General features: G+C 33.4%; 20 protein-coding genes and 1 tRNA gene. 7 read left to right on the forward strand and 14 right to left on the reverse strand.

Annotated features, from left to right (window positions below; genetic code table 11):
- The first annotated feature begins 162 nt into the window (after positions 1 to 162).
- Both AC3QL1_RS03255 and AC3QL1_RS03260 read left to right on the forward strand, forming a co-directional pair.
- Positions 163 to 519, forward strand: a complete 357-nt coding sequence (locus AC3QL1_RS03255) for a hypothetical protein (protein WP_492495058.1) — start codon at positions 163 to 165, stop codon at positions 517 to 519.
- Between the two features lie 82 nt (positions 520 to 601).
- Positions 602 to 1,813, forward strand: a complete 1,212-nt coding sequence (locus AC3QL1_RS03260) for a cytochrome c3 family protein (RefSeq protein WP_492495060.1) — start codon at positions 602 to 604, stop codon at positions 1,811 to 1,813.
- Here the strand turns inward: AC3QL1_RS03260 and AC3QL1_RS03265 are convergent, their stop codons facing one another.
- From AC3QL1_RS03265 to AC3QL1_RS03275, 3 genes are all read right to left on the reverse strand, one after another.
- Positions 1,814 to 2,557 (reverse strand): UDP-2,3-diacylglucosamine diphosphatase, encoded by a 744-nt coding sequence (locus tag AC3QL1_RS03265; protein WP_492495061.1) that lies wholly within the window; start codon positions 2,555 to 2,557, stop codon positions 1,814 to 1,816. It lies immediately after the preceding gene.
- A gap of 81 nt (positions 2,558 to 2,638) precedes the next feature.
- The gene (locus tag AC3QL1_RS03270) at positions 2,639 to 3,091 is read right to left on the reverse strand and encodes a 6-pyruvoyl trahydropterin synthase family protein (RefSeq protein ID WP_492495063.1); all 453 of its coding nucleotides are present in this window, start codon (positions 3,089 to 3,091) and stop codon (positions 2,639 to 2,641) included.
- A 64-nt stretch (positions 3,092 to 3,155) separates the two neighbouring features.
- Entirely contained in the window at positions 3,156 to 3,920 is a 765-nt protein-coding gene (locus tag AC3QL1_RS03275) for an enoyl-CoA hydratase/isomerase family protein (protein WP_492495065.1), read from the reverse strand.
- A 188-nt stretch (positions 3,921 to 4,108) separates the two neighbouring features.
- Here AC3QL1_RS03275 and AC3QL1_RS03280 point away from each other — a divergent pair.
- From AC3QL1_RS03280 to AC3QL1_RS03290, 3 genes are all read left to right on the forward strand, one after another.
- Positions 4,109 to 4,182 (forward strand) — tRNA-Ala (locus AC3QL1_RS03280).
- 172 nt (positions 4,183 to 4,354) lie between these two features.
- Positions 4,355 to 4,732: a hypothetical protein gene (locus tag AC3QL1_RS03285; RefSeq protein WP_492495067.1), complete on the forward strand. Its 378-nt coding sequence runs from the start codon at positions 4,355 to 4,357 to the stop codon at positions 4,730 to 4,732.
- Between the two features lie 46 nt (positions 4,733 to 4,778).
- Entirely contained in the window at positions 4,779 to 5,132 is a 354-nt protein-coding gene (locus tag AC3QL1_RS03290; RefSeq protein WP_492495069.1) for a hypothetical protein, read from the forward strand.
- 200 nt (positions 5,133 to 5,332) lie between these two features.
- On the opposite strand, the gene AC3QL1_RS03295 is transcribed toward AC3QL1_RS03290, so the two are convergent.
- The 4 genes from AC3QL1_RS03295 to AC3QL1_RS03310 form a co-directional block, all read right to left on the reverse strand.
- Positions 5,333 to 5,644 carry a superinfection immunity protein gene (locus tag AC3QL1_RS03295; protein ID WP_492495070.1) on the reverse strand — a complete coding sequence of 104 codons (312 nt, stop codon included), beginning with the start codon at positions 5,642 to 5,644 and terminating at the stop codon, positions 5,333 to 5,335.
- A gap of 130 nt (positions 5,645 to 5,774) precedes the next feature.
- Positions 5,775 to 6,731: a lipid A deacylase LpxR family protein gene (locus tag AC3QL1_RS03300; protein ID WP_492495072.1), complete on the reverse strand. Its 957-nt coding sequence runs from the start codon at positions 6,729 to 6,731 to the stop codon at positions 5,775 to 5,777.
- Entirely contained in the window at positions 6,721 to 7,494 is a 774-nt protein-coding gene (gene mtgA / locus AC3QL1_RS03305) for a monofunctional biosynthetic peptidoglycan transglycosylase (RefSeq protein WP_492495074.1), read from the reverse strand. The genes AC3QL1_RS03300 and mtgA overlap by 11 nt, the downstream gene beginning before the upstream one ends.
- Positions 7,494 to 8,606 carry an NAD(P)/FAD-dependent oxidoreductase gene (locus AC3QL1_RS03310; RefSeq protein WP_492495076.1) on the reverse strand — a complete coding sequence of 371 codons (1,113 nt, stop codon included), beginning with the start codon at positions 8,604 to 8,606 and terminating at the stop codon, positions 7,494 to 7,496. Before AC3QL1_RS03310 ends, mtgA begins: the two co-directional genes overlap by 1 nt.
- Before the next feature lie 311 nt (positions 8,607 to 8,917).
- Between AC3QL1_RS03310 and AC3QL1_RS03315 the strand changes: the two genes are divergently transcribed.
- Together AC3QL1_RS03315 and AC3QL1_RS03320 are read left to right on the forward strand one after the other, a co-directional pair.
- Positions 8,918 to 10,819, forward strand: coding sequence for a S9 family peptidase (locus AC3QL1_RS03315; protein ID WP_492495078.1), 1,902 nt, complete (start codon positions 8,918 to 8,920; stop codon positions 10,817 to 10,819).
- Positions 10,820 to 11,009: 190 nt separating this feature from the next.
- The gene (locus AC3QL1_RS03320; RefSeq protein WP_492495080.1) at positions 11,010 to 13,451 is read left to right on the forward strand and encodes a hybrid sensor histidine kinase/response regulator; all 2,442 of its coding nucleotides are present in this window, start codon (positions 11,010 to 11,012) and stop codon (positions 13,449 to 13,451) included.
- Here AC3QL1_RS03320 and AC3QL1_RS03325 read toward each other — a convergent pair.
- The 7 genes from AC3QL1_RS03325 to AC3QL1_RS03355 form a co-directional block, all read right to left on the reverse strand.
- Entirely contained in the window at positions 13,448 to 14,791 is a 1,344-nt protein-coding gene (locus AC3QL1_RS03325) for a sigma-54-dependent transcriptional regulator (protein ID WP_492495082.1), read from the reverse strand. The genes AC3QL1_RS03320 and AC3QL1_RS03325 overlap by 4 nt on opposite strands.
- Positions 14,792 to 14,919: 128 nt before the next feature.
- On the reverse strand, positions 14,920 to 15,216 hold the full coding sequence (locus tag AC3QL1_RS03330) for a PepSY-like domain-containing protein (protein ID WP_492495084.1): 297 nt from the start codon (positions 15,214 to 15,216) through the stop codon (positions 14,920 to 14,922).
- Between the two features lie 5 nt (positions 15,217 to 15,221).
- Positions 15,222 to 15,521, reverse strand: a complete 300-nt coding sequence (locus AC3QL1_RS03335; protein ID WP_492495086.1) for a PepSY-like domain-containing protein — start codon at positions 15,519 to 15,521, stop codon at positions 15,222 to 15,224.
- Positions 15,522 to 15,553: 32 nt separating this feature from the next.
- Positions 15,554 to 15,844, reverse strand: a complete 291-nt coding sequence (locus AC3QL1_RS03340; RefSeq protein ID WP_492495087.1) for a hypothetical protein — start codon at positions 15,842 to 15,844, stop codon at positions 15,554 to 15,556.
- Between the two features lie 52 nt (positions 15,845 to 15,896).
- The gene (locus tag AC3QL1_RS03345; protein ID WP_492495089.1) at positions 15,897 to 16,193 is read right to left on the reverse strand and encodes a hypothetical protein; all 297 of its coding nucleotides are present in this window, start codon (positions 16,191 to 16,193) and stop codon (positions 15,897 to 15,899) included.
- 52 nt (positions 16,194 to 16,245) lie between these two features.
- Positions 16,246 to 16,542: a hypothetical protein gene (locus AC3QL1_RS03350; RefSeq protein ID WP_264535350.1), complete on the reverse strand. Its 297-nt coding sequence runs from the start codon at positions 16,540 to 16,542 to the stop codon at positions 16,246 to 16,248.
- A 73-nt stretch (positions 16,543 to 16,615) separates the two neighbouring features.
- On the reverse strand, positions 16,616 to 16,912 hold the full coding sequence (locus AC3QL1_RS03355; protein WP_492495091.1) for a hypothetical protein: 297 nt from the start codon (positions 16,910 to 16,912) through the stop codon (positions 16,616 to 16,618).
- Positions 16,913 to 17,524: the final 612 nt, after the last annotated feature.

Raw genomic sequence — 17,524 nt, forward strand, 5'->3', positions numbered from 1 at the left:
ATATTTGATATAAGTAAAATTAAACTTCCGTTTATTTTAAAATCAAAAAAATTATAACACCTATAATAATTCATACAGTCTGATAAAATCGCTCTTTTTATGATTTTTTATTTAGAACTAATATAAATAATATTTATATTTGTTGAAACAAAAGGATTTGTAATGAGAGAAATTGAACAATTATACCATAACAATTTTGGAATTGCTTTTTACTGGAAAAAGGAAAACGAAACCATCACCGACAAAATTCAATTGGTATTTAAAGAAACCGGTTTTTATTTTACCATTCAGGAATTGAATCATTTTTGTGATTTAATTGAAGATAGTTTGATTGAAAACGCTTGTTGTGAGGCTTGCGAATTAAAATATTCCTGCCATAAATTTTTGTTGAAAACGCCATGCGCAGCCATAGATCTTGCTGTTTCTATGACAGAATTAAAATCTATTAAAGATCTTGTTGAAGGTTCGTTATTCAGAATTGACCTTGATGAATATGTTTACGGCGCAGGCATGAATTAGAATTAATCTAAATTATTTAACAACATTTTTTCGTAATTGAAATATATTTTGAATTTATTCAGAAAAAAGTATATTTACAATAATGAAAAAAACAAGTATTCTTTTTTCCATTTTTGCTTTAGTCTTATTTTTAACAGGCTGTAAAAATGATTCTGATAATTACATTGATCCACGCGGAACTGATTATGCCGGTTCTGAAAGCTGTATTCAATGTCATCAATCACAATATGAAACTGCTTTTCATACTTCGCATTTTAAAGCAACTTCTCCTGCAACAAAAGAAAACATTTTAGGTCACTTTACAACTGGACGCAATACTTTCGTTTATGACAAAAATACCAAATTAGTCATGGAAGAACGAAACGACACTTTATATCAGGTGCTTTACAAAAACAATAAAGAAGTTCAGGCTTATCCTTTCGAAATTATTTTTGGAGCAAAACATGCACAAACCAGTGCTTATTGGAAAAATCATTACACGTATGAATTGCCTGTTTCATATTATAAATCGCTAAATAGCTGGGCCACAAGTCCGGGTTATTCGGCAACGATACCTAACTTCGAAAGAAAAATAGATAAGGAATGTTACGGGTGTCACAGTTCAAATATGGCAAGCCGGTACATTACTACAAGTTCTGACAGTATTACTTTTATGACTATGGAAGTCGAAGATTTCATGAGTAAAAAAACACTGATTTATGGTATTGATTGCGAGAGATGTCATGGTCCGGCTAAAAAACATGTACAGACACACCTTAAATTTCCCGACTTAAAAATGGCAAAAGACATTGTTTCTTTTAAAAATTTAGCCCGACAACAAAAAATAGATGCCTGTGCCCTATGCCATTCCGGAAATGATAAAATGAAACTAAAATCTCGTTTTCAATTTAAACCGGGAGAAAAACTTACGGCTTATTTTAGGGAAGTTCCCGGATCTCGTGACACTTTGCATTATGATGTGCACGGAAATCAATTGGGATTATTGTCGCAAAGCAAATGTTTTAAGAAAAGTGAAACTATGGATTGTATGACTTGTCATAATCCGCATGAAAATGCTTCTCAAAATCTGGCTTCTTATTCTAAAATTTGCATGAGCTGTCATCAGCAAACTAAACATAGCGAAACGACTTTGAAAACTACAGCAGGAAAATCGCTGGCGAATAATTGTGTGGAATGCCATATGCCGAAACAAATGTCGAATGCGATTACTTTTCAGGCTTCAAACAATAAAAAGAAGTCGAATTATATGCTGAGAACGCACAAAATTGCAGTTTATCCGAATACTAAAAAGTAATTACTTTTCAAATTTTTGAAGTTCAAAAGTTTCGCCATCAAAAACTCCGTAGGTAAAATAACCAATCCAGTCGCCCAGATTTACATATTTAGAATCTTCACCAACCGGGATGATCATTGGCAAATGACGATGTCCGAAAATAAAGTAATTATAATGTTTGGTTTCGAGCTTGCGTTTGGCATACAAAACCAGCCATTCATTTTCTTCGCCTAAAAATTTCACATCTTCAGCTCCGGAAATCAATTTGTTTTTAACCGATAAATATTGCGCTAAACTCACGCCAACATCAGGATGCAACCAACGAAAAAGCCATTTTGAAAACGGATTTGTAAATACCTTTTTCATTCGTTTATACCCTTTATCACCAGGACCTTTTCCATCCCCGTGACCAATTAAGAATGTTTTTCCATTAAAGGTAAATTCTTTATTATCATGATAAACCGGAATATTCAATTCGGTTTCAAAATAATTATGCATCCATAAGTCATGATTTCCCACGAAAAAATAAATCGGGATTCCGCTGTCGCGAATTTCGGCCAGTTTGCCTAAAACACGCACAAAACCTTTTGGCACAACAGTTTTATATTCGAACCAAAAATCGAACAAATCACCCAATAAAAAAATAGCCTCCGCATCTTGTTTTACCTCATCAAGCCACGCAACAAATTTTTGTTCGCGCGGTAAACTTAATTCAGGCGTTGGAGCGCCAAAATGCTGATCAGAAGCAAAATATACTTTTTTCATTGAAATGAATTATGAATTATAAGTTATGAATTATAAGTTGCCAATTGGAATTTGGAATTTGGAATTTGAAAAAATGGAATTTTAAATATTATCACTTGCATACCATTCTGCAAACGAAGATTCTGTTTCCTGAAGTTTAAGTGAATGAAGCGAAATTCCATCCGGCAAACGCGCAATAATTCTTTTTGAAAAGTCAACCACCATATTTTCGCTTGTTGGCTGATAATCAACTAAAATTACGTGATGTCCGCGATTTTTCAATTCATTAGCCAATTCGATATGCGGTGTAGTTTCGTTAAAAACGGTTGCATGATCAAACTGATCGACGATTTCTTCTTTTACAATTTTCTTTAGATCCGAAAAATCAATCACCATTCCGAATTTCACATTCGATCGATCCGTGATTGGCGAACCAATAACCGTTACCGATAATTTATAACTGTGCCCGTGAACGTTTTTGCATTTTCCGTCGTAACCGTATAAAGCATGCCCGGTTTCGAAATTAAATTGCTTTGTAATTCTGATATTACTCATCGATTTTAATTTTAGCTTGCAAATTTACAAATTAATAACCGTTTAAATAATAAATTTCCCTTTTCTATTTTTTAAACTGCGTGAGGGCATTTCTGGTAAAATCAGACAAAACCAATTTTCCTGTAATGGCTGCTCGTTCAATAAGTAAGGATTCCCAATGATCTGTTCCTTCCCAAATAATTTTCTTCATTTCAAACAAAGCTTCGGGATTATAAGAACTTAATTTTTGAGCAAAGTTTTCAACGGCATTATCGAGATCTTCCACTTTATGAATTTCAGAGAATAATTTATTTTCCAAAGCCCATTCTGCTGATTTCCATTCGTGTGCTGCCAAAGTCATTTCGGCCATTGCAGCTTTTCCTATTTTACGTGAAACGGCTGGTTCAATTACAAAAGGTCCAATTCCGATTGCCAATTCAGATAATTTCACCAAGCTTTCCGACGTTGCAAAAGCATAATCACAACCAGAAATTATTCCAACTCCGCCTCCAACGGCTTTTCCCTGAACTCGGGCAATAATTAATTTAGAACAATTTCGCATAGCGTTAAGCAAATGTGCAAAACCAGAGAAAAATTCTGTTCCCTGTTCTTCATTTTCGACTTGTAAAAGTTCATCAAAAGAAGCTCCGGAACAAAAGACTTTCGAACCTTCGCTTTGCAAAACAATAACCGAAATCGTTTCATTGAGACTTAGAGAATTTATTTCGGTAGTTAAACGATTTAACAATTCGCGCGGAAAAGAATTACTTGCCGGATGACCAAATTGAACTGTTGCAACAGCATTTTGAAAAGTAGTTTGTAAAGTACCTTTTTGATTTTCTGAACTCATAAAAATAGATTTGATCGTAAAGTTACGGTTTTGGCAACTATTTTCATTCGAACGCGTTTTGAAATTTGTTTTTTGAAAATTAATTGACTTTATTTGCTATCGCTTTGGGGGATTAGCTCATTTGGCTAGAGCGTCCCGATGCAATCGGGAAGGTAACGGTTCGAATGTAATCTTTAAAGTCATAAAAAGGGGGATTAGCTCATTTGGCTAGAGCGCTTGCCTGGCAGGCAAGAGGTGACCGGTTCGAATCCGGTATTCTCCACAAATATTTTACAAACAAATACCCAAAACCGTATTTTTTAATTGAAATACGGTTTTTTTTTATTTTGAAAGGTAATTCTTTTCAAAAGTTAAACTTTAGATTCACATTTACATTAAATCTAAAATTATAATTATTTTCTTACATTTGTTGATATTTTATTATAAAATACAAAATGAAAAAAATAATTTTAATATTGAGTTTATATATTATTGCTTCTTGTTCATCAAGCGACGAGGAATCTCGTGGACTTTTTAATACTCCAAATTGGATTCAGGGAAACTGGAAAAATTCGGACGGGGAAACATTAATCATTACTAAAAATGACATTAAGTATAGTGCAAAAAATGAAAAACAGATTTCCTTAAGTAAAGAAACAACAAGGTTTTCAAGCAATCCTTATCCACAACAAATATCTTCTACTCCTACTTTATACATAGTCGATTTTACTCAAAGTACTCAAAGCCCGGTAATTCGATTTAATTTTGTAAAAACATCGGAGAATAAAATGGAATCAAAAGGCTTTTTACCGGGATTTTATATAAAACAATAATCTATATTTTTATTGTATTTTTATAATTCAATAAAAAACTAAAAAGATGACAATATTACTACGTTGGTTATTAATCCCAATATTAGCACTCATTGCATTACTGTTCTGGAAAGGCAGTCCGCTTGTTATAAAAGTAACATTGTTAATTGTTCCTTTAGTTATCATCATTGGCTGGTTTGCGCATGAAGGAGCCTTTAGCGGAAGCGGCGGTTTAGCCAAAATATACGGTTTACTCTCCTTAATTGGGTTTCTGATTTTATACGAAATCGGAATGTTAATTGATCGTTTTTATCTGGCCAAAAAAAATATAAGTACAACAGAAGACAACGTGCTTCTTATTATTGGATTGGTTCTTTTAATTGCATGCATTGTAAACTTTTTAATAGCAATTTCAGAATAGGAATAAGTCATTATCTGAGACGTTTATTGTATTTTGTATCAACCCCGAATGATATTCAATAAACAAATTATAAATTTTTCATTTTAAGAGCAAAATAACTACTCCAACAATATATCAAACAAATCGATCCGAGAGAGTAGGTTTCTAATTCGTTCCAGCAAAGAGAATCGTTTTAAATATTTTATCATTTAAGGCATGAATTACAAATCTGCGCTCTCGATGTCTGACAAAGCTTTACGCTTTGCTTCTTTTCTATTCTGATTTCGTTTCTTTTTTTCTTGTGCGATAATTGCAGTGTGTTGTCTACTTATATTTAAAGCCCATAATAAACACAGAAACCAGCCAATACCTGTCCAGCCAATAAGCAAATTACAAATTATCAAAAATTTGCTGTTTTTCTTTTTCCATGAAAGTATAGTTGGAATAAAATAAACGAATAACAAAACTATTCCTGCCATCACTTTTTCAATGGTAATTTCGTCATTCTCGAAAGGAAGGCTATTTAATATCATAATTATTTTTTAATATATTTTTTGATGTTTTAAAAGTGCAACTGATAATATTGGCAAAACAAGGAATAAAAGAGTTACAGTTGTGCGAGTTTGCGACCTAAAAAACTCAGAATCTTAAACCCATAGGAATTTATCTAAACAAATATCCCAAACGAATCGATCCATAAAAATAACCTGAATTTGTATTCGTATTTGGATCATTCAATTCTCTGCCTCGATAAATAAAAGAATATGACATATTAAAGCTATTGTGGCGGTATTTCAGCCCAAACTCTGCATTAAAACGAAGTGGTTCTAAATCAAAAGTAATCGGACTTGTGTCGCTAAACATACTTCCTTCGATTGTGGCATCGTAAAATTGGTAATTGACACTTGGCATCGCATAAAAGTAAAATTCCCTTACATTATATTGCGGCTGAGAACTCACAGAAGCATCATGCAGATTAGAATCGTAAATTGGAAGCAGTTTCTTAAAACCAATTCTAGTTAAGAATCCTGTGGAGACTCCAGTAAAAATAGTTCCAATATTGGCTTCCGACTGAAAATGAAGATCTATAAAATCATTGTGTTTTGATGGAAATAATTTCTTTGAATACATTACATTCGCCTGAACGGCAAATGCATTATGCAACTGATTTTCCCAACCAAATACTTTTTTATATCCAATAATATGATGAAAACTTTCCTGAGTTTCTCTTCCAAAAGCATTTGGCCCCATAAAACCAAGGTGAAAATCAGTCTTTAAAACCGACTCGCTTTGATAGAAAAAGCTTCGTCCGGCTTCTGCAAAAAGATAACCCGTAAAAGGACGGTCATTAATATCAACGGCTTCTTTATTAATAAATCTGGGATTGTAAATATATTGCCCAACACGAAATTCAGTGACTTTCTTGTTGATTTTTTCGTTTTCGTTCTTCGATAAAAATCGGTAAAAAAGCTCTAAACCATTGGTATAATACATGTCATTTTTTGACGATGTATATAAATCATTATCGGTTATAAAACCTATTTCTTTCGTTTTTCCTTGTCCAAAAGTCAATATTGACGATAAAATCAGGAATGCAAAAACACTCTTTTTACTTCGCATTATAATTTATTTTTCCAACGGCGCGCATTTCACGAACAATTCTTTCCTTACGTCTATTTATATAACTTGAAGATCCTGTGGCTTTAAATTTTCTTGGATTTGGCAAAATAGCCGCAATTCCGGCGGCCTGCATTGGCGTTAAACTCGAAGCATCACGACGGTACCAATGTTCTGTGGCGGCATAAGCACCGTAAACACCATCTCCCATTTCGATACTATTCAGGTACACTTCCATAATGCGTTCTTTGCCCCAGATAATTTCGATTAAAACGGTAAAATACGCTTCAAGACCTTTACGGAAATAACTTTTTCCCTGCCATAAAAATACATTTTTGGCCGTTTGCTGCGAAATCGTACTTCCACCTCGAATTCGGCGTCCGCGTTCGTTGCTTTTATATGCTTTTTGAAGTGCTTTAAAGTCAAAACCATTATGCGTTAAAAAAGTTCCGTCTTCACTGGCGATAACGGCTTTTTGCAGATTCATCGAAATTTTTTCAATTGGTTCCCAGTCGTGATCAAAATAAACCTCTTTTCCGTCAAGCTTATTTTCAATGGCACGAATGACCATTAAAGGTGTAAACGGAATGGGTACGTATTTAAAAAATATCACTGAAAAAATTGAAAGTCCGAAAAACCATAAACATAATTTAATCAGGAACCATTTTACTTTCTCGCCAAAAGAACGGTTCGTTTTTTTCTTCGAAGCTGGTTTTGCTTTGTTTGCGGTTGTTGTTTTTTTTGGTGCTGGTTTTTTAACTGCCATTATATTAAATCTGCTAATTCGGTTCCTATTAAACTTCCTATTGCAACGCCCATTCCGCCTAAACGTACTCCACAAAACACGTTTTCAGACAATTGCGAAACAATCGGTTTTTTACTATTTCCAATTCCCATAATACCGCTCCAACGGTGCGCAATCTGGAAATCCTGATTTGGTAAAATTACATTTTTAAGTAAATCTTCCAACTTATTTTGTACAATTTTAGTCTGGCCAAATTCGGTTGTATTTTCGGTTTCAAAATTAAGGTTTCTTCCTCCGCCAAGTAAAATCCTGTCATTAATATTTCTAAAATAATAATAACCGCGATCTAAATGAAAAGTTCCTTTTATATCCAGATTTTTAATGGGTTCTGTAATTAAAACCTGTGCTCTGGCGGGCTGAACTTCACCTTTGGTTAACGTATTTGCAAAACCATTTGTAGCAAAAAGTATCTTTTGAGACTTGAAACTGAAATCCCCCAATGCAATTTCAACCTGATTTCCTAAATCGGCATAACCGGTTACAGTTTGCTGGTTTAAAATTAAAATATCGGCAGCAATGGCCTGTTTCAGCAATTCCTGCATCATATTTCCCGTATCGATTTGCGCTTCAAACGGATTAAAAATTAGATATTCGTGAATACCTTCAAATCCAAATCGGTCTACTTCTTTGGCAAAAACATCATTTTTAAAAATGGGTTTTAAAATTTCATTGATAAAAGGCAAACGCATTATGGTTTCGTTAAAACCTCTTTCGTCGTCTTTTAAAAAAAGTTCATATCCGCCGTGAGGTTTAAAATCTATGGCTGCGTCTCCCAGTCTTTTGCGAAGTAATTGCAAGCCTTGCCAGCGTTTTTCGATCAACTGCACAACATCTTCTTCTGAATGGGTATTTAAATCATCCATAATTTCAGAGAGACTTCCAAAACAGGCAAAACCGGCATTTTTGGTACTCGCGCCCTGTGGCAATGCGCCTTTTTCTAAAACGAGAATTTTAGCTGTTGGAAATCTTTCGCGTAAGCGTAATGCTGCATGCAATCCTACAATTCCGCTGCCAACAATTGTATAATCAACGTTGGTAAACCAATTTTTCAGTTCCCAGTAACTTAAATCCATTTGGCAATTTTTTATAAAAATAATGATTTTTTATTCACCATATAAGTAATATAAGTTCATTTAAAATTTATTTTTTAGCCACAGATTGAAATGATTAATATGATTTTTTCTAGATCTTTAAAATGTTTTTTAACCATGTAATTTATATAAGTGCATTTAAATTCTTTTTCACGCTGAGCATCCCAAAACTTCGGGAGAAGCACTTTTGCACGCACTAGCCTTCGACTTCGCTCAGGGTGACAATAAAGTTTAACAAATAATTGGAATTTAAAATTCGTACTTTTAGCTCCACAAAAATTAGAAGTTTTATTATGAAAAAAGTATTATTTACAACCTTAATAATGATGAGTTTAAACGCTATCGGACAAAATGTGATGTCACCGGAATTGTTATGGAAGTTAGGAAGAGTGTCTGCACTTGGACTTTCAAAAGATGAAAAGAATGTTGTTTTTAAGGTTTCAACTCCTTCTGTAGAAGAAAACAAATCAAGTTCTAAATATTATATTTTACCGGTAAACGGCGGAAATGCAACTGAAATTAAAGACACTAAAGACGTTTTGAAAGACAAAAACATTTCGCCTGACGGAAAATTTTTAGTGTATAATGAAGAAGTAAAAATCGACAAGGTTTTAGGTAAAGATTATTATCCGAATCTTCAAAAATCTGATGTTCAAATTTATAATGGCCTTGATTATCGTCATTGGGACACCTGGAATGAAGGGAAATTTAATCACGTTTTTTATAAAGAAAATAAAGAAGGCGCAACCGGAATTGATATTTTGAAAGGTGAAACTTTTGATTCTCCGCAAAAACCTTTTGGCGGTGACGAAGATTATATCTGGTCTCCTGACGGAAAAAGCATTTTTTATGTATGCAAGAAAAAAGCAGGAACTGAGTATGCGATTTCGACCAATACAAACATTTATGAGTACAATTTAGAAACTCAAAAAACGACTAACAGAACCGAAGATAATTTGGGTTATGATACGGCTCCGCAATTTTCGCCAACAGGAAATTTAACGTGGCTGCAAATGAAACGTGATGGTTATGAGGCTGATAAAAACGATATTATTGTTGAGTTTAAAGGAATCAAAACCAACTTAACTGCAAATTGGGACGGAACTGTAGACAATTTTATCTGGAGTAAAGATGGTAAAAATGTTTATTTTGTTGCTCCGGTTGACGGAACTAAACAATTGTTTACGGTAAATTTTCCGGGTTTAACCCGAATTGCCATTCAGGTTCGTCAATTGACAAATGGTGATTTTGATGTTAATGATTTAGTTGGTTTTGCCGGCGATGATATCATTGTAACCAGAAATGATATGAATCACGCTCCGGAAATTTATTCTTTTAACTTGAAGAAAAATACCTGGAAACAACTTTCTAATGTAAATACTGAAACGTATAAAACATTGGCGTTGAGTAAAACAGAAAAACGTTATGTAACTACTACTGATGGCAAAAAAATGTTGGTTTGGGTAATTTTACCTCCAAATTTTGATGCGTCAAAAAAATATCCAACGTTGTTATTTTGCCAGGGTGGACCACAAAGTGCGTTGACTCAATCATATTCTTTCCGTTGGAATTTCTCTTTAATGGCCGCTAAAGGTTATGTTGTTGTGGCGCCAAACCGCCGCGGAATGCCAGGTCACGGTGTGGAATGGAATGAACAAATCAGCAAGGACTGGGGCGGACAAGTTATGGACGATTACCTTTCGGCAATTGACGATGTAGCTAAGGAAAACTATGTAGACAAATCTCGTTTAGGTTGTGTTGGTGCAAGTTACGGCGGATATTCTGTGTTTTATTTAGCGGGAATTCACAATAACCGTTTCAAAACTTTTATTGCTCACGATGGTGTTTTCAATACCGTAAGTATGTTGGGAACTACTGAAGAAGTTTTCTTTAACAATTGGGATTTTGGCGGTGCTTATTGGGAAAAAGACAATGCTATCGCTCAAAAAGCCTACACGACTTTTAATCCGGCAACTTTGGTTCAAAACTGGAATAAACCTATTTTAATTATTCAGGGTGGAAAAGATTTCCGTGTGCCGATTGGACAAGGACAAGAAGCTTTTCAGGCAGCACAATTAAGAGGAATCAAAAGCCGATTCTTGTACTTTCCAGAAGAAAATCACTGGGTTTTAAAACCGCAAAACGCTCAGGTTTGGCAAGGTGAATTTTTTAAATGGCTGAGCGAAACGCTTTAATACATTAAATAAATAAAATTAGCCATCTATTTTTGCAGATTCAACTTTGTTAATCCGCAAAAATAGGTGGCTTTTTTATAATTAGTATTACAATTTTATAACACATAGAATTGATTTTATATCGGAAAATCAGAAAATTTTAAATAAATTGCAGTAATTTCAATTTTAAAAATCCCAGCAATTATAGTCTATGGAGAGTAAAAGAAGTTATACTGCAATCAAAGTCCTCTTTAGTTATATTGCATTACTGGGTTTGGTTGTTACCGTTGGATGGTTTCTGTATTCTGAAAATCAGGTTTACAATAAACTTGAAGATAAAATTGCCTTCGAAAAAACAAAAATTTTAAGAGTCAGCAAGCTTTTTTCGAATGTGTACAAAACCGAAAGTCTCGCCAGAAAAACAATTCAGACCAATTCTGAAAATGATTTTAAAAGTTATCTTATTGAAACAGATTCCTTAAAATCAAGAATCGATACCTTAAAACAAATTGTCACCACCGATTATCAGAAAGTTTTATTAGATAGTGTGACTTATCTGCTATCTGAGAAAACAGATAATATTCGACAGTTAAAAACCATAAAAAATAAAGCGGAAGATGAAGTTTCTGTAAACACGGCGATTGATGAAATTACCAAAATGGAGTTTAAACTTCGAAAATTAGAACTTCAGGATTTTACCAAAAATCCAAATGATTTAGGCAATTATCAGCGAAATGTATTGCAGAAATACGTGGATTATCTCAATCAGAATATTCCGGATGACAGCACCAATACGCTGAGCAAACAGGCTTCGGATTCTATTTTGGCGAATTCAAAAAAACTGCTTAGTAACGTAAAACTCAAAGCGGAGAAGAAAAAAGAATCTTTAAACTTTGAGGAAAATAAACTCCTGAAGAATGAAATTGCAATTTCGGAACAACTTAGAAAAGTGCTTCGAATTATCGAAAGAGAAATTATCATCAATTCGATAAAAAACAATTCATTAAAGGAAAAATCGCTTAAAAAAGTCAACGAAATTGTTACAGCTTCGGCGATTATTGGTTTGGTTTTAACGTTGTTTTTCTCGATTTTAATTGTAAGCGATTATTCAAAATCGCAATTGTATAAGAAACAGCTCGAAATCGCCAATTTCAAAACGAAAAACCTGCTTAAAAGCCGCGAGCAATTGATTTCGACAGTAAGTCATGATTTAAAAACGCCTTTGAGTACCATTGTGGGTTATACCGAACTTTTGGGGAATTCTGATGTAAATACGAAGCAATCTTATTTTGTAAAAAATATTAAAAATTCATCTGAATATATTTCACAACTGGTTCAGGATTTATTGGATTTCTCTCAAATTGAAGCCGGAAAAATTACGATCGAAAAAGTCCCGTTTTATTTGCCTGAAATTATTGAAGATACAGCTAAAAATATACAGACGGTTTATAAGCAAAAAGATATTGAACTGATTATTAATGTGGACGAAAAGCTGAACACGAAAATTGTTGGAGATCCTTTTCGTTTAAAACAAATTCTGAGCAATATTATTGGAAATGCTTATAAATTTACTGAAGAAGGTTTTATAAAAATAAGCGCTTTTGCAGATGTTGAAGAACCATTTTTTATCATCACCATTGAAGATTCCGGAATTGGAATTGAAAAAGGAAATCAGAAATTGGTTTTTGAAGAATTTGCGCAGGCCAATGAAGGTATCGAAAAGAAATATGGCGGAACCGGTTTAGGATTAGCGATTTGCCAGAAGATCATTTCTATTTTAGGCGGTAATTTAAATCTTGAAAGCACTTTTGGAACCGGAAGTACTTTTGAAATTAAACTTCCTTTATTATTTGACAGTAGTGATAATGCAATTCCTGAAGTTAAAAAGCCCGTTTTTGCCGACAATAAAAAATATACTTTTATTGTAATTGACGATGATATCAATTTGCTGAATTTAACGAGCGGTGTTTTAAAACAGGAAAAACATACCGTTCTATCTTTTGACAGAGCTACAAAAGCTTTAGAAGCGATTTCGAGCACTAATTTTGATTTTATCATTACCGATATTCAAATGCCGGAAATGGACGGTTTTGTGTTCGTTAAGAAACTGAAAAGCTATAATTTTTCAACTTATAAGGATCAGCCAATAATTGCGCTTACCGGAAGAACAGATTTAGATTTTTCGGTTTATAAGGATGCGGGATTTACAACTGTGATAAAAAAACCATATTCGCCAAAAGTATTGCTGGAAACGATTCAGCATATTCTGGAAGATAATACTTTGCTGGCTTTTGAAATTACTAAAACAGAAGCTAGTGATTCTCTGCAATTGTATTCTTTAGAAACCTTAAAAGAGTTTTTGGGCAACGATGACGATGCTTTAAAAGATGTTATTGTATCTTTTGTTGAAAGTACAGATGATAATATGGCTCTTTTACAAAAAGCCGCTGCAGACAAAAACATTCCTGAAATCAATACGATCGCACATCGAATTGCTCCCATGTTCAGACAAATTCAGGCAAATGAAATTGGAAATATCCTTAAAAATTTAGAAAGAAAAGATCTTGAAGAAGAAGGTTTGGAAGACATTTTTGAAAACTTAAAAATCAAAACCCAAACACTTTTCGCTTCTTTACAGCAAGAAATAGTTTAATCGATGTTGTATTGCTTTAATTTATTATAAAGCGTTTTTCTGGTAATTTTAAGTAATTTTGCCGCTTCAGATTTATTGTTCTGTGCTTTTGAAAGCGCATGAATAATAGCTTCTTTTTCATTTTCTGATAAGGAGAAATTACCCGTATTAGAACTTTGTTTTTGAATCTGAAAAAATTCCGCAGGCAAAACATCACTTTCTATATAATCTCCACGTGATAGCAAAGTGGCGCGTTTTACACAATTTTGCAATTCACGTAAATTTCCCGGCCAGCTGTAGTTTTGAAAAATAGCCACAACTTCTGGCGAAAAACCGATAATATCTTTGTTCAATTGCTGATTGGCTTTCTCCAGGAAATAATCTGCAAAAACCATTAAGTCTTCTCCCCTTTCTGTTAGCGATGGAGACTGAATCGAAAATTCATTTATTCTGTGGTATAAATCTTCACGGAAATCACCGTTTTTAACCGCCTCACGTAAATCTTCGTTTGTTGCGGTAATAATTCGAATATCAACATTGATTTCTTTATTACTTCCAACGGGTTTGATTTTACGTTCCTGAAGCGCTCTTAAAAGCTGTATTTGATTTTCGTACGAGAGATTCCCTATTTCATCTAAAAAAAGAGTTCCGCCGTTAGCAGCCTCAAAATAGCCCATTTTATCGCTGATAGCTCCGGTAAAAGATCCTTTCAAATGTCCGAAGAATTCACTTGCTGCTAATTCTTTCGGAATCGCTCCGCAATCAACTGCTATAAAATTATTATTTTTTCGGTTGCTTTGCTGATGAATGCTTTTGGCGATTATTTCTTTTCCGGTTCCGCTTTCGCCGATAATCAAAACTGACATATCGGTTGGGCTTACTAATTGAATGTGATCTAAAAGTTTTTTTGAAGCTACAGAAATTCCTTTTACAAATTCGTTTTCAGAAGAACTCGCCGGTTTCTTTGGTGCTTTTTTTTCTTTTGAAGGAATTTCGGTTTGTTCTGTTTGTAGTGCATTTGTAATTACCAACAAAACCTCATCCGGATTAAATGGCTTCGAAATATAATCTGCAGCACCATTTTTAATGGCTTTAACAGCAGTATTTACATCTGAATATCCAGTCATTAAAATCACAGGAATTTCAGGGTTCGAATTTTTAAATTCTGTCATAAGTCCAATACCATCAGAATCAGGCAAACGAAGATCTGTCAAAATCAAATCAAAAGATTCTTTTTTGATTGCTAATCTTGCTTCTTCTGCTGTGAATGCAATAGTTACATCGTATGCTTTCTTTATCAGAAATCGTTCTAATAATTTGCAGAATGCAATGTCATCTTCTATCAATAATATCTTTGGCATTTGTTTTTAGGGACTTTTTTGCTAAAATAATACTATTAAAGTTGTAATTTCATAAAATTTTGCAAAAAAAAAGAGATTGTTCCTCAACAATCTCTTTTTCACCAAAAACATAAATCTAATTCACCTAATTATATTTTTAACCAGTTACCATTGACATCTGAAAAAACAGTAGCCTTTTGGTCTTTAACCGATATTTCTAATTTGTATTCTTTTTTATCGTTTACGTAAGCTTTTACAACTTTTGCTCCAGGATAAGCGGTTTCCAGAGCTGTTTTTACAGCTGCAGGAACCGCATCGGCGCTTATTTCAGTATATTCGGCTTGTATAGCAACTTCAGTTTTCACTATTTCAGATTGTAAAGTTGTAGTTGCATAAATTGATAAGCTAGCTAAAACGATCGATACTGAAAGGACTATCTTTTTCATAATAATTATTTTTTAATGATGTTTCCTTCAGCGTCTGTGAATACAGTGTATTTTTTATCTCCTTTAGAGATTTCAAGTTTATATTCTTTCTTTGCGTTTACATAAACTTTTTCAAGTTTAGTTCCCGGAAAAGATTTTTCAACCGTCGATTTAACTGCAGCTGGTACCGCATCAGCACTAACTTCAGTGTATTCATCCTGAATAGCTACTGATTGATTCATTGAATTTGTTCTTAACGGAACCGTCGCTGCATTAACAGTAAAACTTCCTAAAACGATTGCTGTTGATAATAGTAACTTTTTCATAGTGATTGTTTTTTGGGTTGATATTTAATTAATTATTTCTTAAGAATATTACCTTGTGCATCAGTGTAGACAATAGACTTTACATCTCTAACGCTAATTTCGATTTTATATTCTTTTTTTTCGTTTACATATGCTTTTTCCAGTTTTACACCAGGGTAAGCATTATCTAAAGCTGTTTTTATTGCTGCAGGAACAGCATCGATTTCTTTATATTCGTCCTGAAAATTTACTGTTCTAATATTTGAATTTAAAACCACTGTATTTCCCGCTTGCATAGACAATCCTCCTAGAACGATTGCCGCTGATAAGATTAACTTTTTCATAATATAGTTTTTTAGTTGTAATAATATTTATTGAAGTCGTTGGTTATTCGACTTATTTTTTAATCCAGCTTCCATCTGCGTTAGCAAAAAGAGAACCTACTTTGTCACCTACAGTAACGTCTAATTTATATTCAGACTTTGTGTTTTTGTAAGCTTTAGTCAGAACTGCATCCGGATATGCTTTTTTCAAAGCTTCTGTAATTGCAGCCGGAACTTCTTCCAGTTTAATTTCTGTGTAATCATCCTGAATAGAAACTGTTTTTACTATTGTATTTGTAATTGGTGAAGTTGAAGCAAATGATGTTAAACCTCCCAAAATGATTGCTGCTGATAAAAATAAATTTTTCATGATAGTTATATTTTAGTATTATTAATTGGAATGAGAAAAGGTATTATCCGGATTATTTTTTAATCCAGGTACCGTCTGCGTTAGCAAAAAGAGAACCTACTTTGTCTCCCACGGCAACTTCTAATTTATATTCTGATTTTGTATTTTTGTATGCTTTTGTAAGCACTGCATCAGGATATGCTTTTTTAAGTGCGTCTGTAACTGCTACAGGAACTTCTACTACTTTAATTTCAGTATATTCATCCTGAATAGTTACTGCTTTTACGATTGTATTTGAAATTGGCGAAGTTGAAGCAAATGATGTTAAACCTCCCAAAACGATTGCGGCTGATAGAAATAGATTTTTCATAATAGTTGTATTTTAGTATTCGTAATTTTATTTTAGTATTCTTAATTTGAATAAACATTTGTGTTCATTAAAATTATTTTTTAATCCAGCTTCCATCTGCGTTAGCAAAAAGAGAACCTACTTTGTCTCCTACCGTAACCTCGATTTTGTATTCTGATTTTTCGTTTTTGTATGCTTTATTAATAACTGCTTCCGGATATGCTTTTTTCAAAGCTTCAGTAATTGCAGCTGGTACTTCTTCTAATTTAATTTCTGTATATTCTTCTTCAATAGAAATTGTTTTCACGATTGTATTTGAAATTGGAGAAGCTGAAGCAAATGATGTAAAACTTCCCAAAACGATTGCGGCTGATAAAAATAAATTTTTCATAGTGTATATATTTAATGTAGTTAATAGTTGTTTACGCTTTAGATAATGAAATTATTATGCCGTAATGCAATCGTAACCTTCCAATTCGCCTAAAAGCCTGTCTTTAAAGGCTTTTGGAGTATTGTGCCAAAAATCAGCAAATTCAAAAAGTGTGTAATTCATTGATAATGTGTGTAAAAAGTATACACAAAAAGTGTTTACTTGTTAAAAAACGAAACCCGACATGTTTTTAAAACCTGTCGGGTTTGACATAAAAAGATTATCAAAACAATATCAAAACATAGCCAACGGTTTCAACCGTTGGAACAAAATATAAGGATATATGATTACGATTCGCTTCCCGTGGTTGAAACCACGGGCTATAATTGAAATGTGATAGAATTTTATAGGATATATTTTATTACACGAAACCCGACATATTTCAAAAATCTGTCGGGTTTGTAATAGGGTTAAAATAAAAAGCCATCGAAATTGACAGTTTTTATAAACATAGCCAACGGTTTTAACCGTTTGGACCGCAATGCATTTAGCAATTCATTCCCAAGGTTGAAACCTTGGGCTATAATTTGAAATACGATCGGCTTTTTTATATAATATCGATGTAAAACAAAA

It is taken from the genome of Flavobacterium sp. GW823-FHT04A11, assembly GCF_058796535.1.

Bases quoted from the DNA above. Each gene is read 5' to 3' on its own strand.
- AC3QL1_RS03285 (WP_492495067.1), top strand. From the start codon at position 4,355: ATGAAAAAAATAATTTTAATATTGAGTTTATATATTATTGCTTCTTGT.
- AC3QL1_RS03320 (WP_492495080.1), top strand. From the start codon at position 11,010: ATGGAGAGTAAAAGAAGTTATACTGCAATCAAAGTCCTCTTTAGTTAT.
- AC3QL1_RS03355 (WP_492495091.1), bottom strand. From the start codon at position 16,912: ATGAAAAATTTATTTTTATCAGCCGCAATCGTTTTGGGAAGTTTTACA.
- AC3QL1_RS03255 (WP_492495058.1), top strand. From the start codon at position 163: ATGAGAGAAATTGAACAATTATACCATAACAATTTTGGAATTGCTTTT.
- AC3QL1_RS03345 (WP_492495089.1), bottom strand. From the start codon at position 16,193: ATGAAAAATTTATTTTTATCAGCAGCAATCATTTTGGGAGGTTTAACA.
- AC3QL1_RS03300 (WP_492495072.1), bottom strand. From the start codon at position 6,731: ATGCGAAGTAAAAAGAGTGTTTTTGCATTCCTGATTTTATCGTCAATA.
- AC3QL1_RS03340 (WP_492495087.1), bottom strand. From the start codon at position 15,844: ATGAAAAAGTTAATCTTATCAGCGGCAATCGTTCTAGGAGGATTGTCT.
- AC3QL1_RS03295 (WP_492495070.1), bottom strand. From the start codon at position 5,644: ATGATATTAAATAGCCTTCCTTTCGAGAATGACGAAATTACCATTGAA.
- AC3QL1_RS03325 (WP_492495082.1), bottom strand. From the start codon at position 14,791: ATGCCAAAGATATTATTGATAGAAGATGACATTGCATTCTGCAAATTA.
- mtgA (WP_492495074.1), bottom strand. From the start codon at position 7,494: ATGGCAGTTAAAAAACCAGCACCAAAAAAAACAACAACCGCAAACAAA.
- AC3QL1_RS03265 (WP_492495061.1), bottom strand. From the start codon at position 2,557: ATGAAAAAAGTATATTTTGCTTCTGATCAGCATTTTGGCGCTCCAACG.
- AC3QL1_RS03350 (WP_264535350.1), bottom strand. From the start codon at position 16,542: ATGAAAAATCTATTTCTATCAGCCGCAATCGTTTTGGGAGGTTTAACA.
- AC3QL1_RS03335 (WP_492495086.1), bottom strand. From the start codon at position 15,521: ATGAAAAAGTTACTATTATCAACAGCAATCGTTTTAGGAAGTTTTACT.
- AC3QL1_RS03275 (WP_492495065.1), bottom strand. From the start codon at position 3,920: ATGAGTTCAGAAAATCAAAAAGGTACTTTACAAACTACTTTTCAAAAT.
- AC3QL1_RS03330 (WP_492495084.1), bottom strand. From the start codon at position 15,216: ATGAAAAAGATAGTCCTTTCAGTATCGATCGTTTTAGCTAGCTTATCA.
- AC3QL1_RS03315 (WP_492495078.1), top strand. From the start codon at position 8,918: ATGAAAAAAGTATTATTTACAACCTTAATAATGATGAGTTTAAACGCT.
- AC3QL1_RS03260 (WP_492495060.1), top strand. From the start codon at position 602: ATGAAAAAAACAAGTATTCTTTTTTCCATTTTTGCTTTAGTCTTATTT.
- AC3QL1_RS03270 (WP_492495063.1), bottom strand. From the start codon at position 3,091: ATGAGTAATATCAGAATTACAAAGCAATTTAATTTCGAAACCGGGCAT.
- AC3QL1_RS03310 (WP_492495076.1), bottom strand. From the start codon at position 8,606: ATGGATTTAAGTTACTGGGAACTGAAAAATTGGTTTACCAACGTTGAT.
- AC3QL1_RS03290 (WP_492495069.1), top strand. From the start codon at position 4,779: ATGACAATATTACTACGTTGGTTATTAATCCCAATATTAGCACTCATT.